The organism is uncultured Nevskia sp., assembly GCF_903885465.1.
GTDB lineage: Bacteria > Pseudomonadota > Gammaproteobacteria > Nevskiales > Nevskiaceae > Nevskia.
The window spans coordinates 1-17,726 of record NZ_CAISIQ010000530.1; the positions used below are offsets into that span (position 1 = coordinate 1).

General features: G+C 66.7%; 16 protein-coding genes. All 16 read right to left on the reverse strand.

Annotated elements, in window-relative coordinates; genetic code table 11:
• The coding region (gene ftsZ / locus QZY06_RS20385) for a cell division protein FtsZ (RefSeq protein WP_295687660.1) at positions 1-1,048 on the reverse strand (1,048 nt) is incomplete at its 3' end.
• Positions 1,049-1,249: 201 nt separating this feature from the next.
• Positions 1,250-2,494, reverse strand: a complete 1,245-nt coding sequence (gene ftsA, locus QZY06_RS20390) for a cell division protein FtsA (protein WP_295687663.1) — start codon at positions 2,492-2,494, stop codon at positions 1,250-1,252.
• Positions 2,491-3,273, reverse strand: a complete 783-nt coding sequence (locus QZY06_RS20395; protein WP_295687665.1) for a cell division protein FtsQ/DivIB — start codon at positions 3,271-3,273, stop codon at positions 2,491-2,493. The genes ftsA and QZY06_RS20395 overlap by 4 nt, the downstream gene beginning before the upstream one ends.
• A complete protein-coding gene (locus QZY06_RS20400; RefSeq protein WP_295687668.1) occupies positions 3,273-4,217 on the reverse strand; it encodes a D-alanine--D-alanine ligase in 945 nt (314 codons plus the stop codon). Before QZY06_RS20400 ends, QZY06_RS20395 begins: the two co-directional genes overlap by 1 nt.
• Complete coding sequence (gene murB, locus QZY06_RS20405) at positions 4,210-5,103, reverse strand: UDP-N-acetylmuramate dehydrogenase (protein ID WP_295687670.1); 894 nt, start codon at positions 5,101-5,103, stop codon at positions 4,210-4,212. Before murB ends, QZY06_RS20400 begins: the two co-directional genes overlap by 8 nt.
• An 11-nt stretch (positions 5,104-5,114) precedes the next feature.
• A complete protein-coding gene (gene murC / locus QZY06_RS20410; RefSeq protein WP_295687672.1) occupies positions 5,115-6,509 on the reverse strand; it encodes a UDP-N-acetylmuramate--L-alanine ligase in 1,395 nt (464 codons plus the stop codon).
• 20 nt (positions 6,510-6,529) lie between these two features.
• Positions 6,530-7,609, reverse strand: a complete 1,080-nt coding sequence (murG, locus tag QZY06_RS20415) for an undecaprenyldiphospho-muramoylpentapeptide beta-N-acetylglucosaminyltransferase (protein WP_295687674.1) — start codon at positions 7,607-7,609, stop codon at positions 6,530-6,532.
• Positions 7,606-8,895 (reverse strand): putative lipid II flippase FtsW, encoded by a 1,290-nt coding sequence (gene ftsW / locus QZY06_RS20420; protein ID WP_295687675.1) that lies wholly within the window; start codon positions 8,893-8,895, stop codon positions 7,606-7,608. Before ftsW ends, murG begins: the two co-directional genes overlap by 4 nt.
• Positions 8,892-10,232 carry a UDP-N-acetylmuramoyl-L-alanine--D-glutamate ligase gene (gene murD, locus QZY06_RS20425; RefSeq protein ID WP_295687677.1) on the reverse strand — a complete coding sequence of 447 codons (1,341 nt, stop codon included), beginning with the start codon at positions 10,230-10,232 and terminating at the stop codon, positions 8,892-8,894. Before murD ends, ftsW begins: the two co-directional genes overlap by 4 nt.
• Positions 10,233-10,326: 94 nt before the next feature.
• Positions 10,327-11,412, reverse strand: coding sequence for a phospho-N-acetylmuramoyl-pentapeptide-transferase (gene mraY / locus QZY06_RS20430; RefSeq protein WP_022976186.1), 1,086 nt, complete (start codon positions 11,410-11,412; stop codon positions 10,327-10,329).
• Positions 11,412-12,800, reverse strand: coding sequence for a UDP-N-acetylmuramoyl-tripeptide--D-alanyl-D-alanine ligase (gene murF, locus QZY06_RS20435; RefSeq protein ID WP_295687679.1), 1,389 nt, complete (start codon positions 12,798-12,800; stop codon positions 11,412-11,414). The genes mraY and murF overlap by 1 nt, the downstream gene beginning before the upstream one ends.
• A complete protein-coding gene (locus QZY06_RS20440) occupies positions 12,797-14,299 on the reverse strand; it encodes a UDP-N-acetylmuramoyl-L-alanyl-D-glutamate--2,6-diaminopimelate ligase (protein WP_295687682.1) in 1,503 nt (500 codons plus the stop codon). Before QZY06_RS20440 ends, murF begins: the two co-directional genes overlap by 4 nt.
• Complete coding sequence (locus QZY06_RS20445; RefSeq protein ID WP_295687685.1) at positions 14,296-16,074, reverse strand: penicillin-binding protein 2; 1,779 nt, start codon at positions 16,072-16,074, stop codon at positions 14,296-14,298. The genes QZY06_RS20440 and QZY06_RS20445 overlap by 4 nt, the downstream gene beginning before the upstream one ends.
• The gene (ftsL, locus tag QZY06_RS20450) at positions 16,071-16,454 is read right to left on the reverse strand and encodes a cell division protein FtsL (RefSeq protein WP_295687688.1); all 384 of its coding nucleotides are present in this window, start codon (positions 16,452-16,454) and stop codon (positions 16,071-16,073) included. The genes QZY06_RS20445 and ftsL overlap by 4 nt, the downstream gene beginning before the upstream one ends.
• Entirely contained in the window at positions 16,451-17,386 is a 936-nt protein-coding gene (gene rsmH / locus QZY06_RS20455; RefSeq protein WP_295687690.1) for a 16S rRNA (cytosine(1402)-N(4))-methyltransferase RsmH, read from the reverse strand. The genes ftsL and rsmH overlap by 4 nt, the downstream gene beginning before the upstream one ends.
• 57 nt (positions 17,387-17,443) lie before the next feature.
• A partial coding sequence (locus QZY06_RS20460; protein ID WP_295687692.1) for a hypothetical protein occupies positions 17,444-17,726 on the reverse strand: 283 nt, incomplete at its 5' end.

The window sequence follows — 17,726 nt, forward strand, 5'->3', positions numbered from 1 at the left end:
CCGGACGCGGTGCGACGCCATGCAGGCGCGGCGCCACTTCCGGCTGCACGGCCTTGGCCACGCGCGAGCCTTCGAGGCCGGTCGCAACCACGGTCACGCGCAGCTCGCCGCCGAGCGTCGGGTCGAACGAGGTGCCGCACTTCATGTCGACGTCCGGCGAGGCGATCTCGTTGATGCGCTCGTTGATCAGCTCCAGCTCGTCGAGCGTGAGGCTGTCGTCGCTGGTGATGTTGACGAGGATGCCGCGCGCTCCGGTCAGCTCGAGGTCGTCGAGCAGCGGGCTGGACAGCGCGGCTTCAACGGCCTTCTTCGCGCGATCGTCGCCGGTGGCGGCGCCAAGACCCATCATCGCCATGCCGCGGTTGGTCATGACCGTCTTCACGTCGGCGAAGTCGACGTTCATCATGCCCGGCCGCGTGATCAGGTCGGAAATGCCCTGCACCGCGTTCTGCAGCACGTCGTTCGCGGCCTTGAAGCCGGACAGCAGCGTGATCGCGCCGCCGAGCACCAGTCGCAGCTTCTCGTTCGGGATCAGGATCAGCGAGTCGACATGCTGCTGCAGCTCGCGGATGCCTTCGCTGGCGATCGCCATGCGCTTCTTGCCTTCATGCGGGAACGGCTTGGTGACCACGGCCACGGTCAGGATGCCGAGTTCGCGGGCGATCTCGGCGATCACCGGTGCCGCGCCGGTGCCGGTACCACCACCCATGCCGGCGGTGATGAACAGCAGATCGGTGCCTTCCAGCATTTCGCGAATGCGATCGCGATCTTCCTCGGCAGCCTCGCGGCCGACCTTCGGATTGGAGCCGGCGCCGAGACCGCGCGTCACTTCCGCGCCGATCTGCAGCTGCAGCGTCGGCCGGCACTTCTCGAGATGATCCCGATCAGTGTTGGCGACGATGAACTCGACGCCGTCGATGTTCGCCGCTGCCATCTGGTTGACCGTGTTGCAGCCGCCGCCGCCGACACCGATAACGCGGATGACCGCGCGCGGCGTGACGCCGTCGACCAGTTCGTACAGCTCGTTGGATTGCTTGCTTCCGCCCATGTTTTTCTCCGTCATTCGTCAATGTTGCCACGCTGGAACAGCGTATGAAGCCTTGTTTCTGCTGCCGCCCGTCAACTGCTTATTTACTGCCCAATTTCTGCTCGACTTCTGTCCATCTGCCGCCCATCTTTTGCTCGTTTTCGCGCAGTTGCCTTTGCACAACTCAGGCCGGATTGCGCGGGCAATCCGGCTCGAATCCATTCAGAGATTTCCCTTGAACCAGCCCTTCATGCGGCTGATCAGCTGGCCGGCATCGCTGCCGCCGAGACGGCGCATGCCGCTGCTGCTGCCGATCGGGCGTTGCTGACGCGCGAACAGCAGCAGGCCAACGCCGGTCGAGTAGGCCGGCGAACGCGAAACTTCCTCGATGCCGGCCACATCCTGCGGCAGGCCGAGACGCACGCCGACTTCCAGCACTTCCTCGGCCAGTTCGAGAATTCCGGGCGTCTGTGCAACGCCGCCGGTGAGCACCACGCCGCCGGCGATCAGTTCGTAGACGTCGGCGCGGTGCAGTTCCTTGCGTACGTAGCGGAACAGTTCCTCGAAGCGCGGCCGCATCACCTCGGCGAGCATCTGCCGAGACAGGTGCCGAGTCGGCGATTCGCCGACGCCAGGCACGTCGATCGGCGCGTCGTGCGCCACCAGTTCGGGCAGCGCGCAGCCGTACTTCAGCTTGATCGCTTCGGCATGCTGGGCCGGCGTGCGGAAGGCCACCGCAATATCGTTGGTGACCAGGTCGCCAGCGATCGGGATCACCGCAGTGTGGCGGATCGAACCACCCTTGAACACGGCGATGTCGCAAGTACCGCCGCCGATGTCGACCAGGCAGATGCCGAGGTCACGCTCGTCCGCCGATAGCACGGCATCGGCCGACGCCAGATGCTGCAGCACCAGACGCTCGACGGTCAGACCGCAGCGCTCGACGCACTTATAGAGGTTCTGCGCAGCGGACAAGGTGCCGGTGACCATGTGCACCTTGGCTTCCAGACGCACGCCGCTCATGCCGATCGGATCCTGGATGCCTTCCTGGCCGTCGACCACGTATTCCTGCGGCACCACGTGAAGAATCTGCTGATCGGCCGGAATCGCCATCGCGCTCGCCGCCTCGATCACCGCGTCGACATCGCGCGCGGTGATTTCGCGGTGACGGATCGGCACCACGCCGACCGAATTCAGGCTGCGGATGTGAGTGCCGGTGATGCCGACGTGCGCCGCACGGACGCGGCAGTTGGCCATCAGTTCGGCGGCTTCGACGGCACGACGGATCGAATCGACGGTGTTGTCGATATTGATCACCACGCCCTTCTTCAGGCCGCGCGTCGGCGCCACGCCGAGGCCGACCACCTGGACCACGCCGTTGGCGCCCACTTCACCGATCATCGCGGCGACCTTGGAGGTGCCGACATCGAGGCTGACGAGATACTCCGGCTTTCTGTTCTTGTTCATGGCTTCCTGCTCACGGTGGGTGCACGGCCGCCAGTTGGTGGCGCGATGCCATCCTTCCAGCCCACCGAAAATCCATTTGAATAACGAAGGTCGATGTAGGCGACCTTCTCCAGCTGATGGCCCAAGGTCGTGCTGACTGCGCCGAGAATCAGCGGCAACCGTTCGCGTGGATCGCCCTGACCCAGGCGCAGTTCGACGCCGGCGGCATTGCTCATCCGCCATTCGCCGCGCGCATCCAGCGCCAGCCCGCTCGGCGCAAAGGCGCTGCCGGACAGACGCAGGCGCAGGTCGTCGAAGACGGCGGCGGCCTCGGCCTCATGGCCGGGCGGTGCCGACAGCAGCGGCAGGCTCTGGGAAATCTCGTCGGCGCTCGGCGCGAAGATCTGACTGTTGCTGTCGATCATCCGGCCCTCGCCCCAGCGTGCGTACGGCACACGCTCGACCACCTTCACCGCCAGCACATCCGGCCACACCCGGCTGACCCGCGCCGAAGCGACCCAGGGCAGCGCTTCGACGTGCTCGCGCAGGGTTTCGAGATCGGCATCGAACAGGCGCAGGTTGAGCCCTGCATCCACTGCGATGGCGATATCGACCGGGCTCAGCCGATTCAGCTGGCCATCCACCCGCAGCGCCGACACCGGTCGGTTGACCAGCGGCGCGATCATCGTCCACAGCAGCATCAGCAGCGCCACGGTGGCGGCCGTTGCCAGCACGCCGATCACCGGGCGCGGCAGGCTTGGGGTTGCGATCGACGGCGAACGCAGGCTGGTCGCGCTCATCAGGCAGCGCCTCCATCAGGCAAGGTGGTTTCGAGAATGGCCCAGCACAGGGCGTCGTAATCCATGCCGACGGCGCGGGCGGCCATCGGCACCAGACTGTGCGAAGTCATGCCCGGCAAGGTGTTCACTTCGAGCAGCCAGGGCGCGCCGTTGGCGTCCATCATGAAGTCGACCCGACCCCAGCCGCGGCCGCCGATTGCTTCGAATGCCTGGGCGCAGATCGCCTGCAGCTCCTGCTCGTGCGTCGGCACCAGATCGGTCGGGCAGATGTAGCGGGTGTCGTCGGAGATGTACTTCGAGTGGTAGTCGTAGAATTCGCCGGCCGGCTCGATGCGGATCACCGGCAGCGGTTCGCCATCGAGCATCGCGCAGGTGTATTCGCCGCCAGCGATGAACGCTTCGGCCATCACCACACGGCCGTCGCCGAGTGCATCAACATAAGCGGCCTCGACCTGCCCCTTTTCCTTGACCTTCGACACGCCGACCGACGAACCATCGGCCGCCGGCTTGATGATGAACGGATAGCCGAAGCGCTCGGCCGCGGCATGGGCATCGGCGACGCTGCCGAGAATCCGCCAGTCCGGCGTCGGCAGACGCTCGGCCTTCCAGATCCGCTTGGTGCGCAGCTTGTCCATCGCCAGCGCCGAAGCCAGCACGCCGGAGCCCGGATACGGAATGCCGTGCAGATCGAGCACCGCCTGCACCGTGCCGTCTTCGCCGCCGGTGCCGTGCAGCACGCTGAAGGCGCGATCGACGCCAAGCTTCGGCAGGGTCAGCAGCGCTTCACGATCGGCATCGACGCCGATCGCATCGATGCCCCGGCGCTTCAAGGCCGCAAGCACGCCTTCGCCGGACCACAGCGAAACCTGGCGTTCGGCGGACCAGCCGCCCATCAAGACGGCGACTTTTCCAAATGCTTGAGGATCCGAAACGCGCTTACGCATCGACGTTCTCCCCGACGACGCGAACTTCGGGATGCAGCTCGATGCCGGTTTTCAGCTTCACGGTGGTGCGGACGTGCTCAATCAAGGCTTCGACGTCGGCGGCGCAGGCGCCTTCCTCGGTCAGGATGAAATTGGCGTGCTGCTGCGAGACATGCGCGCCGCCAATGCGATGGTTCTTCAGGCCGCAGCTTTCGATCAGCCGCGCGGCGTGATCGCCGGGCGGATTGCGGAAGGTGCTGCCGGCGCTCGGCTTGCCGACTGGCTGCGTCGCCTTGCGCTGGGCCAGCGAGTCGCGGGTTGCCGCGGCGTAGCGGCCATCGGCGTCGGCGGTCACCTTGAAACGCGCAGCCAGGAAGCCGAGGAAATCGGCCGGCGGCACCACGCTGCGATAGCCGATTTCGAAGGCCGACGGTGGCAGAGAAACGATGCTGCCGTCGCGCATCAGCACGTCGACTTCGGCGACCGTCGGCCAGGTCTCGCCCCCCCAGGCACCGGCGTTCATCGCCAGTGCGCCGCCAACCGTGCCCGGAATGCCGGCCATGTAGCCGAGCCCGGCGAGCTGCTGGCGCTCGGCGAACTTCGCCAGCCGCGCGCAGTGCACGCCGGCTTCGGCATAGACCTGTCCGGCTTCGTCACGCACCAGTTCGTCGAGCGCGCCATGCAGCGCGATCACCGTGCCGCGGAAGCCGCCATCACGCACCAGCAGGTTCGAGCCGAGGCCCAGCCACAGCACCGGCTCGCTCGCCGGCAGCGCACGAACGAATGCGACGAGATCGGCACGATCGGCCGGCTCGAAATAACGATCCGCCGGCCCGCCGACTCGCCAGCTGGTGTGCCGCGACAGCGGCTCGCCGGCATGCAGCAGGCCGCGAATCGAGAGGTTCATTGGTTCGCTCATCACGACGCTGCTCCCGCCCACTGCTGCGTCAGCAAGCCGGCCAGGCCGCCGATATCACCAGCGCCCACCGTCAGCAGCACATCGCCGTCGTGAAGCATCGAAGCCAATGCATCCGGCGCTTCGGCAACGGTGCGCACGAACACCGGCTCGACCTTGCCGCGCGCACGGATGCCACGCGCCAACGCCCGGCCATCGGCGTCCGGCAGCGGTGCTTCGCCAGCGGCGTAGACCTCGGTCAGCAGCAGGGCATCGGTCTCGGTCAGCACGGCGCAGAAATCGTCGAACAGATCGCGCGTGCGGCTGTAGCGATGTGGCTGGAAGGCGACGACCAGACGGCGGCCGGGATAGGCGCCGCGGATCGCGTCGAAGGTCACTTTCAGTTCGCGCGGATGATGACCGTAGTCGTCGACCAGGCGCACGGTGGCGTCGCCGACCGTCCAGTCGCCATGCGATTCGCAGCGGCGGCCGACGCCTTCGAATTCGGACAAGGCCTTGCGCATCGCATCGAAACTGACACCCAGTTCGCGCGCCACGGCGATCGCGGCGAGCGCGTTCAGCACATTGTGGCGGCCGGGCAGATTCAGGTGCATCGGCTCGATCGAACCATCGGCGAGCACCACATCGAAGTGGGCACCGCTGGCTTCGAAGCGGATGTTGGCGGCACGCAGATCGGCGGGTTCGTCAATGCCGTAGGTCAGTACCGGACGGCCGATCTCTTCGATGATGTCGCGCACTTCGGCGTCGTCGGCACAGAGCACGGCAAGGCCGTAGAACGGCAGGCGCTGCAGGAATTCGATGAAGGTGGCGCGCAGACGGCGGAAGTCGCCGCCGTAGGTTTCCAGATGATCGGCGTCGATGTTGGTGACGATCGCGATCATCGGCGTCAGATGCAGGAAGCTGGCATCACTCTCGTCGGCTTCGGCGACCAGATAGGTGCCGCCGCCGAGCTTGGCATTGGTGCCGGCACTCTTCAGCTTGCCGCCGATCACATAGGTCGGATCGAGGCCGCCTTCGGCGAGCACGCTGGCGACCAGACTGGTAGTCGTGGTCTTGCCATGGGTACCGGCGACGGCGATGCCGTAGCGGAAGCGCATCAGCTCGGCGAGCATTTCGGCGCGGCGAACCACCGGAATGCGCGCGGCGCGGGCGGCAACCAGTTCCGGATTGTCGGCCTTGATCGCCGTCGAGATCACCACGACGTCGACGGTGTCGACTCTCGCCGCGTCGTGGCCGTAAGCGATCACCGCGCCGAACGAGATCAGACGCCTGGTCGCGGCACTTTCCTTCAGGTCCGAACCGGAAACCTGATAGCCGAGATTGAGCAGCACTTCGGCGATGCCGGCCATGCCGGAGCCGCCGATGCCGAGCAGATGGATGCGACGGATGCGGCGCATCGGCTGGGTTCCGAGCGTCGTCACTTCGCGCCTCCGACTTCAAGGCAGAGGTCAGCAATGCGCTCGTCGGCAGCGCCCCAGGCAGCGGTGCGCGCTGCCGTCGCCATCGCGACCAGACGAACGCGATCGCCAAGCAGCGCATGCAGCGTTTCAGCCAGATGCAGCGGGCAGAGCTCGGCTTCCGCGATCATCTGCGCAGCGCCGGCGTGCACCAGATATTCGCCGTTGCGGGTCTGGTGATCGTCGACCGCATGCGGAAACGGCACCAGCAGCGCGGCGCTGCCGGCGGCGGCGAGTTCGGCGATCGTCGAAGCGCCGGAGCGGCAGATCACCAGATCGGCCCAGTCGTAGGCGGCCGGCATGTCGTCGATGAACGCGGTGACGTCACCATCGACACCGGCCTTGGCGTAAGCCGCCTTGGCGATGTCCAGCGTCCGGCCGGCCTGATGGCGGACCTGCGGACGCGGCCCTTCCGGCAGCAGCGCGAGTGCGGCCGGCACCAGTTCGTTCAGCGCCCGCGCGCCCTGACTGCCGCCGAGCACCAGCAGGCGCGGCACCACATCGTGCGCAGTCAATCGAACGTCGGGTGACGCCAGTTCGACAAATCCGTTCCGAACCGGATTGCCGACCGTGATCGCGTCCTTGAAACCGAGCTTCTCGAAAGTACCCGGGAACGCCTGCAACACCTTCGACGCGATCCGCGCCAGCAGGCGATTGGTCAGGCCCGGCGCGGCGTTCTGCTCGTGGATCACCAGCGGCTTACGCGAAAGCCAGGCCGCGAGTCCGCCCGGACCGGCGGCGAAGCCGCCCATGCCGAGCACCATGTTCGGCCGCACTCGGCGCAGCACCTTGATGGCATCGAGCATCGCCCGCGCCAGGGTCAGCGGCGCGGTCAGCAGCTTGATCACGCCCTTGCCGCGCAGACCCTTGACCCGCACCAGTTCCATCACGATGCCGTGCTGCGGGACCACGCGCGCTTCGAAGCTGTCCGGCGTGCCCATCCACACCACTTCATGGCCGCGATGCATCAACACCTTGGCGACGGCGAGAGCGGGATAGACGTGACCGCCGGTTCCGCCTGCGCAGATCATGATTTTCATGAGCCCGTTCTCCGGCGGAAGAACGCGAACAATCCCTTGCCATCCTGATCGCGGCGCGCGGTGCCGCTGCTGTTGCGGCGCAGATGAGTCGGCTCGACCTTGCCGTTGTTGCGGCCCAGTCCCGGATGCCCGGCCTGCAGAAAGCGGTTCTCGTAATCGACGCGAAGCACCAGCGCGACCATCACGCAGACGGTGATCAGGCTCGAACCGCCGTAGCTCATGAACGGCAGGGTCAGGCCCTTGGTCGGCAGGGCGCCCATGTTGACGCCGAGGTTGATCAGGGTCTGCAGGCCGAACCAGCCGGACAGGCCGTAGCAGAGATAGGCGCTGAAGCGGTTGTTGAGCCGTTCCGCCGTCTGGCCGATGACGAAGCCGCGCCAGACCACGGTCGCGAACAGGCCCATCAGCACCAGCACGCCGAACAGGCCGAACTCCTCGGCGAGGATCGCGAAGATGAAATCGGTATGCATCTCGGGCAGATACAGCAGCTTCTGCAGACTGTTGCCGAGGCCGACGCCGAACCACTCGCCGCGGCCCACCGCGATCAGCGACTGGGCCAGCTGGAAGTTCTCGTCGCGCGCGCCCATGTCCGGGTTGGCGAAGCTCAGCAGGCGGCGCACGCGATACGGCGCAGCAACCGCCAGCATCGCCAGCACGCCGGCCACGCCGCCGCCGATCAGCAGCATGTCGCGCATTCGCGCGCCGCCGATGAACAGCATCAGCAGCGCTACCGCCATCAGGATCGCGGTGGCGCCGAAATCACGCTCGAGGATCAGCAGGCCGCCAACGATGGCCAGCGGAATGAATGGCGCGATCAGGCCCATCGTCGTCGAGCGCAGCGGCACCTGGCGGCGAACGATGTAGCCGGCCAGATAGACGATCACCGCCAGCCGCGCCGGCTCGGAAACCTGCAGCAGGAACGGGCCGATCGAGATCCAGCGGCGCGCACCGTTGCGAACGATGCCGATGCCCGGCACCAGCACCAGCACCAATAGAAACAGCGCCAGCGCCAGCAGCAGCGGCCCGATCTGTTCCCAGGATTTCATCGGCACCACGAAGGTCAGCGCACCGGCGCTGATGCCCATGGCGACGAACATCAGCTGGCGCTGGAAGTAGTACATGGTCGACGCATCTGCCATGCGCTCGGACACCGCAACCGAGGCCGAAGCGACCATCACCAGACCCCAGGAGATCAGGATCGTCACCGCCAGGCACAGACCGGTATCGAGGCCGTAGCGGGCCGGCGAAATGCGGAACGGGAGATTGCCCTGCTGGGTGGCGCTCATGCTGCCAGTCCCCGCACCAGTTCTCGGAAACGGCTGCCGCGTTCTTCGTAGTTCTTGAACTGATCGAGGCTGGCGCAGGCCGGCGACAGCAGCACGCGATCGCCATGACGGGCAATGGTCCGCGCTTCGGCGACCGCAGCCGCAAGGTCATCGACCCGCTTCACCTCGATCCTGCCGCCGAGGTCCTTCTGAATCGCAGCGGCATCCTGTCCGAACAGGATCGCGGCTCGCGCCTTCTCGGCCAGCGGCGCGCGCAGCGCGGAGAAATCCTGGCCCTTGCCCTGTCCGCCGGCGATCCAGACCAGCGGCCCCTGCAGACCCTGCAGCGCCGCCAGGGTGGCGCCGACATTGGTGCCCTTGGAATCATTGATCCAGGACACGCCATCGAGATCGGCGACCCATTCGCAGCGATGGGCCAGCCCGGGAAAGCTGAACAGTGCCGAGAAGATGCCGACTTCGTTCAGGCCTGCCGCTTCGGCGAGCGCGAACGCGGCGAGCGCATTGACGGCGTTGTGCTGGCCTTCGATCTTCAGGCTGGCGAGCGGGAACAGCGGCGTGTCGCCACGCGCGGCCCAGGGCTCGCCGTCATGCTGGATCAGGCCGTAATGGCCCTTGCCCGGTGCATCCGGACCGAAGCTAACGACCCGCCGCGCGGTATGCGCGCCGGTGTGCGTGGAGCGGTCATCGCGATTGACGATCGCGGTCTGCGCATGCGCGTAGATGCGCGCCTTCGCCGCCGTGTAGCGCTCGATCGAGCCGTGACGATCGAGATGATCCGGCGAGATGTTCAGCACCGTCGCTGCGGCCAGCGAAAGCCGCTCGGTGGTTTCCAGCTGGAAGCTCGACAGTTCGAGCACGTAGAGCTGCCTTGTGTCATCGAGCAGATCCAGCGCCGGCGTGCCGAGATTGCCGCCGACACCGACATTGACGCCGGCTTCGCGCGCCATCGCGCCGACCAGTTCGGTGACCGTGCTCTTGCCGTTCGAGCCGGTGATGCCGATCACCGGCGTATCGCCGACCGCGCGGGCGAACAGTTCGATGTCGCCGATCAGTTCGATCTTGGCGGCACGCAGCAGCGCGATGAACGGATCATCGAGCGGCACGCCGGGCGAGACCACCGCGAATGCGAACTGCGACAGCGGCTCGGGCGCGGCGAAGGCACCCAGCTTCAGCACTGCGCCCGGTACCAGTTTCAGCAGTTCGTCGACGCCAGCAGGCGTTGCCCGCGAATCGGTGAGCGCCAAGGTCGCGCCTTCGCGCGCCAGATAGCGCACCGTCGAGCTGCCGCTCTTGCCGAGGCCGACGACCAGGATGGACTGATTGGCGTACAGACCCATCAGCGCGCCTCCGGAAACGTCGAATCGCCGGCCACGGTCGTGCAGTCGGCGCGTTGCGCTGATTCCCTCACCCACGCTTCGCGGAACCGTGTCATCAGCGCACCTTCAGAGTCGACAGGCCGATCAGCACGAGAATCAGCGTGATGATCCAGAAGCGGACGATGATCTTCGGCTCGGGCCAGCCCTTCAGCTCGAAGTGGTGGTGCAGCGGTGCCATCCGGAAGATGCGCTTGCCGCCGGAGTACTTGAAGTACAGCACCTGGATCGCGACCGACAGGGTCTCGGCGACGAACACGCCGCCCATGATCGCCAGCACGATTTCCTGACGCACCAGCACCGCGACCACGCCGAGCGCGGCACCGAGCGCCAGCGCGCCGACATCGCCCATGAACACTTCGGCCGGGTAGGCGTTGAACCACAGGAAGCCGAGGCCCGCACCGGCGATTGCGGTGCAGAACACCGCCAGTTCGCCGACGCCCTGGATGTACGGAATGCCGAGGTAGGCCGCGATCTTGACGTTGCCGGTGGAGTACGCGAACACCGCCAGCGCCGAGGCGACCAGCACGGTCGGCATGATCGCCAGACCATCGAGGCCATCGGTCAGGTTCACCGCGTTCGAGGAGCCGACGATGACCAGATAGGTCCAGGGAATGAAGAACAGACCGAGCGGGATGGTGACGTCCTTGACGAAGGGCACGATCAGGCTGGTTTCGATCGGCGTCTTCGCCGTCAGGTAGATCGCCACCGCGGTGCCGAAGCCGGCCAGCGACAGCCAGAAATACTTCTTCCGCGCGACCAGGCCCTTGGTGTTCTTGCGGGTGATCTTCAGGTAGTCGTCGGCGAAACCGACGGCGCCGAAGGCCAGCGTGACGATCAGCGCGAACCAGATGAAGCGATTGCTCAGATCGGCCCACAGCAGCGTCGCGATGGCGATGCCGGCAATGATCATCGAGCCGCCCATGGTCGGCGTGCCGGTCTTCTTCAGATGCGATTGCGGGCCATCGGTGCGGATCACCTGGCCGAACTTCAGCACCTGCAGACGGCGGATGATCGCCGGACCGGTGACGAAGCAGAACAGCAGCGCCGTCAGCACGCCGAGGATGGCGCGGAAGGTCAGATAACCGAACAGGTTGAAGCCGCTGACGTAGTGCTCCAGATGATGGAAGAGCGCGTAAAGCATCAGTGCGCCGCCTCTGCCGCGGTGTTGGTCAGCGCAGCCACCACTCGTTCCATGCGCGCGCCGCGCGAACCCTTGACCAGCACCGTCACACCCTCTGCAATTTGATCCTTGAGTGCTGCGACGAGATCGTCGAGCTCCTCGTAGCTGTCCGCGGTATCGCCGTAGCCATCGGCGGCATGGCTGGCCATCTCGCCGAGCGTGTACAGACGATCGATACCCAGCGAACGCGCGGCGCGGCCGGCGTCCTCATGAATGCTGGCGGCGTCCGGCCCCAGTTCGCGCATCTCGCCGAGCACCAGCCAGCGCTGGCCCGGGAGGCTGGCGAGCAGATCCAGCGCGGCGCGCAAGGACGTGGGATTGGCGTTGTAGCTGTCGTCCAACACTCGCGCGCCTTCGCGCGTGGTCTTCCAGTTCAGACGTCCGGCCACCGGCTCGACGTTCGCGAGACCCTTGGCGATCTGTTCGATACCGAGATTCAGCGCGATGCCGACCGCCGCCGCCGACAGCGCGTTCTGCACGTTGTGCAGACCCGGCAGCGCCAGTTCGATACGGGCACCCCCGACCGGCGCGACCAGGGTGAACGCCGTTGCTTCCGGCGCGTGCTCGGGCACGCCGACCAGATCTTCGGCGCGCACGTCGGCGGTCTCGGCCAAGCCGAAGCTCAGCACCGCAGCATCGCCGGCAAGCTGCCGCCACAAGGGCGAGTAGGGATCGTCGGCATTGATGATCGCGACACCCCCTGAAGCCTGGCTCGCGATTGCCGCGAACAGTTCGCCCTTGGCATGGGCAACGCCTTCGCGCGAGCCGAAGCCTTCGAGGTGGGCATCGCCCGCCTGGGTGACGATGCCGATCTGCGGCTGCGCCAGCTTGGCCAGCAGCGCGATCTCGCCAGGGCCGCTGGCGCCCATCTCGATCACCGCCGTGCGGTGCTCGGCGCGCAGGGTCAGCAGGGTCAGCGGCACGCCGATGTGATTATTCAGATTGCCGACCGTGGCCAGCACCGGGCCGCGTGCGGCCACCACGGCGGCAACCATCTGCTTGGTCGTGGTCTTGCCGGTGGAGCCGGTGATGCCGATCACCGGGATATCGAAATCCTGACGCCAGCTCTGTGAATAGCGCTGCAGGCCATCGAGCGTGTCGGCGACCAGAATCTGCGCGCCGCCACCGTCGACGATCCGCGACACCAGCGCGCCGACCGCGCCGAGGCTCATCGCCCGAGCCACGTAGTCATGGCCATCGAAACGATCGCCCTTCAAGGCGACGAACAGATCGCCCGGTTGCAGCTGACGGGTATCGGTGATCACGCGAGAGAACGCGGCATCGGTGCCGTGCAGGCTGGCGCCGATGCGGCGGGCGACATCGCTCAAGCGCTCCATGGTCTCGCTCATGCGCGCACCGCCAGACCGAGCTGCTGGGCAATGAAGGCGCGATCCGAGAACGAGCGCCGCTCGGCGCCGTACAGCTGATAGTCCTCGTGGCCCTTGCCGGCAACCAGCACGACATCGTCGCTGCCTGCTTCGGCAATCGCGGTGCGAATCGCTTCGGCGCGATCGTGGATCACGCGAACCGTTTTGCCTTGCGGCAGGCCGGCGACGATGTCGGCGGCAATCGCGGCTGGTGATTCGGAACGCGGATTGTCGTCGGTGACGATGGCGACATCGGCACCATTGACGGCTGCCACACCCATCAGCGGCCGCTTGCCGCGATCACGATCGCCGCCGCAGCCGAACACGCAAACCAGCTTGCCGGCGGTGTGGGCGCGAACGGCGCGCAGCACCGCATCGAGCGCCTGCGGTGTGTGCGCGTAATCGACGACCACCAGCGGGCCATGCTCGGCGCGGAAGGCTTCGATGCGGCCGGGCACAGTCTGCGATTCGGCCAGCGCTTTGATGGCATCAGCGAGCGCAATGCCTTTCACAAGCAGCACGGCGAGTGCGGCGAGCAGGTTGTGGGCGTTGAAGCGGCCGAGCAGGCGGCAGTCCAGTTGCGCCTGGCCCCAGCTGCTGTCGATCTGCATCGACAAGCCGGCGGCATGCAGGCGCAACGCGCGGCCGATCAGGTATTGCCCGCTGGCCGGCGCAGCGCCATCGAGGCCATAGACGACGACCGGCGTGCGGCCTGCGGCGAGCAGTTCATCGGCCCAGCGAGCGCCGTGGGCGTCGTCGCGATTCAGCACCGCAGCAGCAAGACCATCGACTGCGAACAGGCGACGCTTGGCAGCGGCGTAATGCTCGACCGTGCCGTGATAGTCGAGATGATCGCGGCCGACATTGGTCAGCACGGCGACATCGAAAGCCACACCGCCGACGCGTGCCTGATCGAGCGCATGCGAAGACACTTCCATCGCGCAAGCCATGGCGTCGGCGTCGCGGCTGTCGGCGAGCAGGGCCTGCAGACGCACCGGGTCCGGCGTGGTGTGCGAGGCATCGGCGAGACGACCGAGCCGGCCGTAGCCAAGCGTGCCGAAGTAGGCGCAAGGTACCGCGAGGCGATCCAGCGCCTGGGCGATCAGATGCGCGGTGGAGGTCTTGCCATCGGTGCCGGTGATGCCGGCGGTGAACAGCGCGGCGGACGGTTGTCGATACCAGCGCGCAGCGATCTCGCCGGCGTGGCGGGAAAGATTCGGCACGGCGATGGTCGGCACCGGCAGCGCTGGTGCCGGGACACCGGCAGCCGGCTCCCAGGCGATCGCGACCGCGCCGCGCTTCAGCGCCGCGTCGGCGTGCGCGAGGCCATGTCCGGCTGTGCCCTGCACGGCAAGAAACAGTGCGCCGGGCTGGAGCTGACGGCTGTCGAGCGCCAGACCGGTGACGGCGAGTTCGGGAATATCGCTGGCATAGCCATCGAGCAGCGTCCGCAGGCTGCGGGTTGCGAGTGCAGCGTTCACGGCTGCGCCCTCGCGATCGGCATGCCGATGTCGACTCGCTGCGTTGGTATCGGCGGCACTACCGGCGTCGGCTCAGGCTGCGGCGGCAGTTCGTCCGGCTTGATCTGCAGCAAGCGCGCCGCGCCGGCCATCACGTGGCCAAACACGGGCGCCGATACCGCGCCGCCGTAGTAATCGCCATTGCCCGGCTCGTCGATCATCACCAGCGCCACCAGGCTGGGATTCTCGGCCGGCATCATGCCGACAAAGGTCGACTGATAGGCGCCCTTGATGTAGCCGCCCTTGCCGTTCTTCTTGACCGTGCCGGTCTTGCCAGCCACACGATATCCCGGTACCGCGGCCTTGGTGCCGCTGCCGCCCTTGACGATGACGCCTTCGAGCAGGCCGCGAACCAGCTGCGCGGTATGCGCCGACACCACGCGCTGCGGCGGCACGGCGCTGTCGCGCTTCAAGATGCTGATCGCCGGCATCAGGCCATCGTTGGCGAGTGCGCAGTAGGCGCGCACCAGCTGCAGCGCGTTGGCGGTGAACGAATAGCCGTAGGACGCGGTGACCGTGTCCGACGCGCGCCAGCGGTGATAGTCGCGCAGCACGGTGCGTTCTTCGCCAGGCAGGCCGGAGCCCACCTTGTCGCCGAAACCGAACTTGGTGTAGCCGCTCCAGATCGATTCGGTGCCCATCTTCTGGCCGACGTGCACAGCGCCGACATTCGAGGATTTGGCCAGCAAGGTCGCCAGATCGACGACGCCGGCGGCATGAACATCGCGCACGTTGACATCGGCCACCTTCAGGAAGCCATTGCCGGTGTCGACGGTGTAATCCGGGCGGATCGCGCCGGTCTCCAGCGCCTGGGCGATCAGCAGCGGCTTGACCGTGGAGCCCGGCTCGAAGGTCATCGCCACGGCACGGTTGCGCATCGCTTCCGGATCGCGGACATCGGAGCGGTTCGGGTTGAAGCCCGGCTGGCTGGCCAGCGCCAGGATGTCGCCGCTGCGGGGATCGACCAGCACGATCAGCCCGCCCTTGGCGCGGTTCTCGGTGACTGCTGCCTTCAGCTCGCGATAGGCGAGGTACTGCAGGCGCAGATCGAGCGTCACTTCGACATCGTCTCCGGGCTGGGCCGGCGTCAGCTCGGTGGGGTCTTCGACGATGCGCTTCTTGTTGTCGCGGATCACCCGACGCTTGCCCGGCATGCCGGCCAGACGTTCATCGGCGCTGCGCTCGACACCGGTGGCGGCATTGCCTTCGAAATCGAGAAAGCCGACCACATGGGCCGCCACTTCACCGGCCGGATAGAAGCGCCGGTAGTTCGGTTCGATACCGATGCCCGGCACCTTCAGCGCCGCGATCTGCGCGCCCTCTTCCGGCGTCAGGTAATGCTTGAGATAGATCTGCCCCTGCTTGCGCAGCTTGGTCACCCGAGTGACCAGCGCCGCCGGGCTTTCCTGCAGCAGGCTGGCCAGCGCAGCGTGAGTACCGGTTGCCGCCAGCAGTTTTTCCGGCTCGGCGGTGATCGATACCACTGGCGCCGACAAGGCCAGTGGCTCGCCATTGCGATCGCGCACGGCGCCGCGATGGGCGCGCATCTGCTGCATGCGCACGTACTGGTTGTCGCCCTTCTTGCTGTAGGCGTCGTTGCTGAGAATCTGCAACTGGAAAGCGCGTGCGGTGATCGCCAGCGCGAACACGCCGAGCACGCCGAGCACCGCGACTCTGCGCCAGCCGCCCGGCGCATCGGGCAAGGAGCGCTGGGCCGGATTCAGCGGCCGCTTCATGGCGTGCCACCCGGTGCCGACGCGGGATCGGTAACGTCGGAAATAGCGGCCGCGGCCGGTGCAACGGGCCGGCCTTCGTAGTTCTGAGTCTCGATGATCTGGTAGGCCGAAGGCTCGACCAGGCTGAACTGCGCGCGAGCGATCGGTTCGACTCTCGCCTGCTGCGCAAGCGTGGCTTCTTCAAGCTGAAGCTGGGTCCACTCGAGATCGAGCGTTTCGTTGTCGACCCGCAGCGCCTCGGCCTTCACCGTCAGCCGGCGATGCTCGTTCTTGATCTGGACGACGGCGAGCGCGGTGACCACCACGAACAGGCCGAGCGTGATCGGCACCAGCGTGCCGCCGGCACGGCCCTTGTTGTTGCCGCGTGGCGTGGCACTCACTGGCTGACTCCGGCCGTGCGTTCGGCTACCCGCAGCACCGCCGAACGGGCGCGCGGATTGGCATCGGTTTCGGCCTCTGTCGGGAAGCGGCGTTCGACGCGCTTCAACTGCGGCGCGCCGTCGCTGTTCAGGCGCTGGCCGGTCAGCACGTCGCGCTCGGTGCCCTCGGCATCGCGGAGAAAGCGCTTGACGATGCGATCTTCCAGCGAGTGGAAGCTGATCACCGCCAGCCGGCCGCCCGGCGCCAGCAGTGCCGGTGCCGCCGCCAGCACAGTTTCCAGCGCTGACAACTCGCCGTTGACGTAGATGCGCAGCGCCTGGAAGGCGCGCGTGGCCGGATGGATCTTGAACGAGCGCGGACCAGGCACGCTGGCGATCAGCGCGGCGAGCTGCGCGGTGGTCGTAAGCGGTGCGGCGACTCTCGACTCGACGATCTTTTTCGCGATCCGCCGGCTGTTGCGTTCCTCGCCGAGCGTGTAGAGCACGTCGGCGATCTCGGCCTCATCGGCACGCGCCAGCCAGTCGGCCGCCGATACGCCCGACGAGGGATCCATGCGCATGTCGAGCGGGCCATCGTTCTGGAAGCTGAAACCACGCGAGGCATCGTCGAACTGCGGGCTGGAAACGCCGAGGTCGAGCAGGATGCCGTCGATGTGGCCAGCGATGCCGGCTTCCAGCGCGACGCGGCCCAGGTCGGCAAAGTTGGCGGCGTGGAAGTGGAAGTTGCTCTTGCCGGTGAAGACTTTCCAGGCGTGCTGGCCAGCTTCGGGATCGCGATCCAGCGCATGCAGCGCGCCGGCATCGCTTAAACGTTCGAGGATCGCGCCGGAGTGGCCGCCGCGGCCGAAGGTGCCGTCCACATAAATACCGTCTGGTCGGATGGCGAGTCCGGCCAGGGCTTCATCAAGCAGGACTGGCCGGTGGGAGTACATCCGGCTAGTGATCCCTGTCGACGATCGGGCGAGCGATGCAGGCGGCACGAGGGGGCCTCATGGCACGGCCAGCGCCGCGAAGGCGTCGGCGTAGTGGATCTGGCCTTCGCTGTTGTTGGCCTGCCACTGGGCGTAGGACCACAGCTCGAAATGATCGTAGGCGCCGACCAGCACGACGTCGGTACCGAGCGCCTTCATGTCGCGCAGCAGCGACGGCACGCTGATCCGGCCCTGACCGTCGATCTCGGATTCCACCGCGTTGCCAAGGAACAGACGCTGCACCAGGACGCGCTTGGCGCGATCGGCGATCTTCGGAATCTGCTCGGCCATCTTGCGGAAC